General features: G+C 71.6%; 4 protein-coding genes and 1 pseudogene. 4 read left to right on the top strand and 1 reads right to left on the bottom strand.

Annotated elements, in window-relative coordinates:
* Nucleotides 1–619 (bottom strand): annotated as a pseudogene (locus tag BU198_RS00135) (FUSC family protein); the annotation flags it as partial.
* A gap of 390 nt (nucleotides 620–1,009) precedes the next feature.
* Between BU198_RS00135 and BU198_RS00130 the strand changes: the two are divergent.
* From BU198_RS00130 to BU198_RS00115, 4 genes are all read left to right on the top strand, one after another.
* Complete coding sequence (locus BU198_RS00130) at nucleotides 1,010–1,492, top strand: hypothetical protein (protein ID WP_188294720.1); 483 nt, start codon at nucleotides 1,010–1,012, stop codon at nucleotides 1,490–1,492.
* 70 nt (nucleotides 1,493–1,562) lie between these two features.
* The gene (locus BU198_RS43160; protein ID WP_188294719.1) at nucleotides 1,563–3,161 is read left to right on the top strand and encodes a WXG100 family type VII secretion target; all 1,599 of its coding nucleotides are present in this window, start codon (nucleotides 1,563–1,565) and stop codon (nucleotides 3,159–3,161) included.
* Nucleotides 3,162–3,259: 98 nt separating this feature from the next.
* Nucleotides 3,260–4,654, top strand: coding sequence for a type VII secretion-associated serine protease mycosin (gene mycP, locus BU198_RS00120; RefSeq protein WP_188294718.1), 1,395 nt, complete (start codon nucleotides 3,260–3,262; stop codon nucleotides 4,652–4,654).
* A 177-nt stretch (nucleotides 4,655–4,831) separates the two neighbouring features.
* Nucleotides 4,832–6,166 carry an MFS transporter gene (locus BU198_RS00115; protein ID WP_188294717.1) on the top strand — a complete coding sequence of 445 codons (1,335 nt, stop codon included), beginning with the start codon at nucleotides 4,832–4,834 and terminating at the stop codon, nucleotides 6,164–6,166.
* The last annotated feature ends 35 nt before the right edge of the window (nucleotides 6,167–6,201 follow it).

The following is a 6,201-nucleotide window of genomic DNA, read 5'->3' as shown; positions in this document are numbered from 1 at the left end:
AGGCGGCCGCCCGGGGGCCGCCCAGGTCGGCGAGGGTGCGGCCGAGCGCGTCGTACGCGGCGGCGAGCGCCCGGTTCCGCGGATCGGCGGCGGACCGCTTCGGCGTGCCCGGGAGCAGTCCGAGCAGCACCACGAACGCGGCGCCGAGCGGCATCATCGGCGCCGCCGCCCACCACGGCTGCGGCAGCGGCATCCCGCTGCCCAGCGCGGCCGACACCAGCAGCAGCATCCCGGCCGCCGAACCGCGGGGACCGGTCGCGCTCAGCGCGCCGGAGGCGAAGGCGGTCAGCGTCAGCACGACACCGAGGACGAGACCGTCCGCGTCGGCGTGCTGGAGGGCGGTGCCGATCAGCATGCCGAACGCGGAGGCGAGGACGGCCGTCCCGATCCGGGCGGCCCGCAGCCTGGTCGGCTCGGCGCGGTCGTTCATCGTCGCGTGCATCGCCCCGAGCCCGGCGAACACCCCCAGGTCCAGCCGGTGCGTCAGCAGCCCCACCGTCAACGGCACTGCCATGCCCGCCGCCGCCCGCACCATCAGCGCCACCGGCAGGGGCGGCCGCGCCGGCCGCGCGGCGCGGGCCCACCAGGCAGCGGAGTCGGGGGAGCCGGGGGAGTTCATGGGGACACGTCCGTTCTGCGGCCTTGGGTCGCTGCTGTGCGACATTGCGCGGCAGATGGGGCGTACCGGGTCAGTCTACCCAGGGCCGCATCGGCGGCCCGTACGTGTCAAGTTCGTACCGATCGCTTTCGGCCGGGCCAAGGGCCCTGCCGGTCCGACAGGGGTGGTGGCTACGATGACGGAGGCGGAAACCGTCCACAGGGCGGGCGGTGAACCGACCAGGACGGTACGACCCAGAAGTTGACGGTGTGTTGCGGCCCGAGGCCGCCCGGGGCGCCCCGGGCGCGCGGGCGGCGTACGGGGGAGAGGTGAACTGCTGTGGCAGAAGGCGACGGTAACGGGTCGGGGACTCCTGCACCGGCGAACCCTTCGGGGGACACGACGCCGTTCGTGCTGGAGAAGAAGCTCCCGTGGCCCTTCGGCGGGGTCAACATCGCTCCCTTCGTCAGCACCGCGCAGACGAACGTCAGCGCCGGCGACCTGGTGGCGGCCTTCGGGAAGCAGAACGTCCAGGTCGAACTCGACACGCTCAAGACGTTCGCCGGAAAGGTCGAGGCGCTGCTCGCCGCGATGGAGGGGTCGCCGGCCGCACCGTACAAGCTCCAGGAGCAGAAACTGACGGGCAAGAGCTTCGCGAGCGCGGAGTTCGCCGAGGCGACGGCCCTGACGACCGCCTACGAGAAGGTCCACGCCCAGCTCGTCCAGCTGCACAAGGACTTCGCGGCGCAGATCCAGAAGATGCAGGCGGCGGTTTCGCAGACGGCGAGCATCTACGCGACCAACGAGGACCACACGACGGCCGCGCAGAACGCCGTCGCGAAGGACGCGGGTGTCCCCACGTCGGCACCGGGGGCGAACGGCAGCACGTACTGATGGCGGCCTGGGGAGAGTCCTACGGGGAAACGGGGAGCAAGTAGTGTCAGCCAGCACGAACTTCGAAAGCATGGAGCACGACCACCTGCGGAAGATGGTGGCCACCACGGATCCGGCGACGGTCCTCAGCCGTGGCACCCAACTGCAGGCGGCCGGACGGGTGCTGAAGGAACTGAGCACGGCACTCACGTCGCACGTCGGTAACGTGACGTGGGAAGGGCCGGCTGCCGAGAACTTCAAGACGTGGGTGAACAACCTGCAGAAGTCGGCACAGATCATCGGTGACCACGCCACGACTGCCGGCAATGCGATGCACCAGGCCGGTGAGGCGCTCAGCACTGCCAAGGTCGCTGTACCGGAGCCTCCGCAAACGGAGATCCAGGCGGTCAACAAGCACAAGAGCCAGTCGAGCTTGCTCAACATCCCCCAGCTTGCCGTCGGCGAGACCGCTGACGGCTACATGAAGTCGGTCGACCCCAAGTGGGTGACGGCGGCGGAGTTCAGCCTGGCCAAGGCCAAGGTCGAGAAGGAGCACCAGGAAGCCGTTCTCCAGATGGAGAAGCTGGCCCAGGCCTACAGTGCGGCGACGACGACGCTGAACGGGATTCCCGCCGATGTGGCCTTGCCGGGGACACCCGGTTCGAATAGTCGGGACGGCAGCTCGAACTATCCCAATGGCGGCGCTACCGGAGGGAGCGGGGGTTCCGGAGGGCCGATCCGTTCGCCCCGTTTGAGTGGTGGAAGCGTGGGCGGCGACTCCAACCCGTCCGCCGGAAGCTATGGCGGCGGCACGGTCCTGCCCCACGACCCGGGAGCGGGAAGCCCCGGCCCGGGCAGCCCTGGCTACACCCCGGCCCCTCCGCACAGCGGCGGCCAGTTGCCGTCCGTACCGCAGGACCCGGGGGTTTCGAACCCGTCGTCCTACCCGTCGGACCCGGTCAACCGTCCGGGCACCGACCTCAACAGCCTGCCCACCCTGCCCACTCTCCCGACCCAGACCGGCCCGTACAGTCCCGGCGGCGGCCAGCTGCCGCCGGACGGGCCGACCACCCTTCCCGGCTACCCGAACGGGCCGAGCGGCCAGACCAACGGACCCGGCATCCCCGGTGGCGGGCCGATGCCGGGCATCCCGGTCGGACCCGGCGGCGGGTCGGTCCAGAGCAAGGGCGGCGGCCAGATCCAGACGCGTACGGCGCCGTTCGGCGGCGGCCCCGGACAGGGCAAGGGCGGCACCCCGGGACTGCCCAGCGGAACGGTCTTCGGCAACCGCGAGGCGGGGCCTGGCGGCGGCCGAGTCGGCGGACCGAACGGCGCGGGCGGCATGCATCCCGGCATGGGCGGCGCCCACGGTGGTTCGATCGGCGCCGGCGCCGCCGGCGCTTCGCGTGGCCGGGGCCTTTCCTCGACCACCGGCGGTGCGGTCGGCGGCCGCAAGGGACCTGTCGCGGGCGGAGAGTTCACGCCCGGCGGCACGGGTCTGCGCAACCGCGCGGCGAGCGCTCCCGAGGGCGGTGCCCAGGCTCGGCAGAACGGCATGATGGCCCCCGGCATGGCGGGCCACGGCGGCCGGAACGAGCGCGACCGCCGCAAGCGGGCCGACTACCTGCACGAGGACGAGGAGACCTGGACCAGCGGTACGCCGCACAGCAACCCGGACGTGATTGAGTAGGACGGCAACGGCTGCCCGGCCACTGGGCCTCCCCAGTGGCCGGGCAGCCATGTTCAGGGCACTGGTCTTGCCGACGGGGACATCGACGAGGAGCTGTGATGGGGCGGACGAACGCGCGAGCACGTTGGCGGGCTGCTGCGGCGGCGTTTCTGGCGGCGGGAATCGTGGTCGGCCCGGTTGCGGCGCCTGCGGTGGCGGACAGCTCGATTCGTGCTGATCAGTGGCATCTGGATGCCATGCACGCCCCGGAGATGTGGAAGGTCTCCAAGGGGGAGAACGTCACCGTTGCCGTGATCGACAGCGGCTTCAAGCTGGACCACCCGGATCTGGCCGGACAGTTCCTTCCGGGTAAGGACTTCAGCGGCGGTCCAGGTGGGGTGGGTTCCTACGCGGAGGGCCATGGGACGCAGATGGCCAGCCTCATTGCGGGGACCGGGAAGTCGGATGGGGGCAAGGGAGCCTACGGTCTTGCCCCCGGCGCCAAGATCCTTCCTTTGAAGATCGCCAATGGATCCGAGCGGTCAGTGGTCTCGGCTGATTTCCTGGACCAGATCGGCCAGGCTGTGACGTATGCGGTCGAGCAGGGTGCCAAGGTCATCAACGTCTCGCAAGGAACCGCTGCCGTCACGACTTCTTCTGCTGATGTGGAGAAGCTGAACAAGATCCTTGCATGGGCTCGAGCCAAGGGATCGCTGGTGGTCTCCAGTGTCGGGAACTCCGGGGACAAGGGGAATGTCGTCGAATATCCGGGAGCCCTGCCCAATGTGGTCGGCGTAGGAGCTTCTGACCGGAACGGCACGGTGACTGCCGAGTCCGAGCGGGGCCCGCAGGTCGTAGTGATTGCCCCCGGCGTGGACATGATCGAGGCCTGCACAGGTCCGACCGGCTACTGCAAGAGTCACGGCACGTCGGATTCGGCCGCTCTGGTTTCCGCATCGGCGGCGTTGGTGTGGTCGCTGCACCCGGACTGGACGGCGAATCAGGTTCTTCGGGTTCTCGTCAATACTGCGGGAAAGCCGAATGACGGGTCTCCCCGCAACGATATCGTCGGTTACGGTGCGGTGCGGCCACGGATTGCGCTGACGGATTCGGGTGACCCCGGTCCCGCGAATGTGTCGCCGCTTCCGGCTGACGCGGCTACGCCGTCGGCGGCTCCGTCGCCCTCTGCGGGTGCACCTGGTTCCGCGTCGTCGGCGCCGGTCCCTGTTGAGACTCCGACCGATGTGGCGGTGGGTGCGCCGACGGCGCAGCCGAAGGCGGAGGAGCCGTCGGGTTCGGGCAGCACGTTGCCGATCGTGGCGGGTGTGGTGGCGGGCCTGGTGCTGGTGGCGGGTGTGGTGTTCGCGGTGGTGCGGCGTCGGCGGAAGCCGGTCGTACAGCCGGAAGTTCAGGCCCCGCCGGTGCCGACGCAGCAGCCGATGGGGGCGGTGGCGCCGCCTCCGCCGTCGTACCGGCCGCCGGTGCCGCCGGAGGACAACCCGTACGCGCGGTAGGTGCGTTGGCGGGACAGCGGGCACGAGGGCGTCGGGTTCATCCCGGCGCCCTCGCCTGTGTCGGGCGGCGGCGGGCGGCGAGCGGGGAGTGCGGGGCGGCGTGGGGTGGTGGGGTGTGCGCCGGGGTCACTCGGGTGGGGGCTGGCCAGGGCCGGGTGGGGTGGCGAGGGTGGTGGTATGGATGCGGAGGGTGCCTGGCAGGCCGGGCAGTTGCGGCGGGCGGCGACTGCGGCGTTGATCGGGACGGCGATCGAGTTCTACGACTTCTTCATTTACGGCACGGCCGCCGCGTTGGTGTTCGGGCCGGTGTTCTTTCCCGGACTGGGCACGGTGGGGGCGCTGTTGGCGGCGTTCTCGGTGTACGCGGTGGCGTTCCTGGCCCGGCCGGTGGGGGCGGTGGTGTTCGGGCACTTCGGGGACCGGGTGGGGCGGAAGGCGACGCTGGTGGTGTCGCTGCTGCTGATGGGGCTGGCGACGGCGGCGGTGGGGCTGCTGCCGGGGTACGCGGTGTGGGGCTGGTGGGCGCCGGCGGTGCTGGTGGTGCTGCGGGTGTGCCAGGGTGTCGGGTTGGGCGGGGAGTGGGGCGGTGCGGCGCTGCTGATCGCGGAGAACGCGCCGGCGGGGCGGCGGGGGCGGTACGGGGGGTTCCTGCAACTGGGGCCGACGATCGGGTTCGTGCTGGCGAACGGGGTGTTCCTGGCGCTGCAACTCGGCCTGGACGAGGGGGCGTTCCGTGCGTGGGGTTGGCGGGTGCCGTTCCTGGCCTCGTTCGGCATGGTCGCGGTGGGGCTGTTCGTACGGCTGCGGATCGAGGAGTCGCCGCTGTTCCGGACGGAGGAGTCCCGGGAGCGGCTGCCGGTGCTGGAGGTGCTGCGCGGGCACTGGCGCCCGGTGCTGGCGGGCGGTGGGGCGATCACCGTGGGGTACGCGCTGTTCTACCTGACCACGACCTACGCGCTGGCGTACGCGACGACCGGGCTCGGGGTGCCGAGCACGCTGATGCTGTCGATGCTGCTGGCCGGCGCGGTGGGCATGGCCGCGACGGTGTGGCTGAGCGCCTCGCGCAGTGACCGGTGGGGCCGGCGGCGGACCCTGCGGTGGGCGACGGGCCTGGCCGCGGTCTGGTCGCCGGTGTTGTTCCCGCTGCTGGAGACGGTGAGCCGGCCGCTGATGTTCGTCGCGCTGGCGGGGGCGATGGCCGTGCTGGGCTGCGTGTTCGGGCCGGTGGCGGCGTTCTTGCCGGAGCTGTTCCCGACCCGGGTGCGCTACACGGGCGCGGCGCTGACGTACAACCTCGGCGGGGTGATCGGTGGTGCGACGACGCCGCTGGTGGCCACCCGGCTGACCGGGACGTACGGGACGGCGCAGCCGGTGGGCTGGTACCTGGCGGCGCTGGGCCTGCTGGCCCTGGGGTGCCTGCGGCTGCTGCCGGAGACCCTCGGCGCGGAGCTCGGGCCGGTGGACGGCGGCCGCCGCCGGGCGCCCCTGCTGGGGACGGATCCGGCGGCTTAGGAGCGTGCGCGGCTCGGCCGGCGGCACGGGCGCGC

The organism is Streptomyces sp. CBMA156 (genome assembly GCF_014596515.1).
Lineage (GTDB): Bacteria > Actinomycetota > Actinomycetes > Streptomycetales > Streptomycetaceae > Kitasatospora.
The sequence above is the reverse complement of the archived record's forward strand: the minus strand, read 5'-3'. Positions and strand labels throughout refer to the sequence as shown.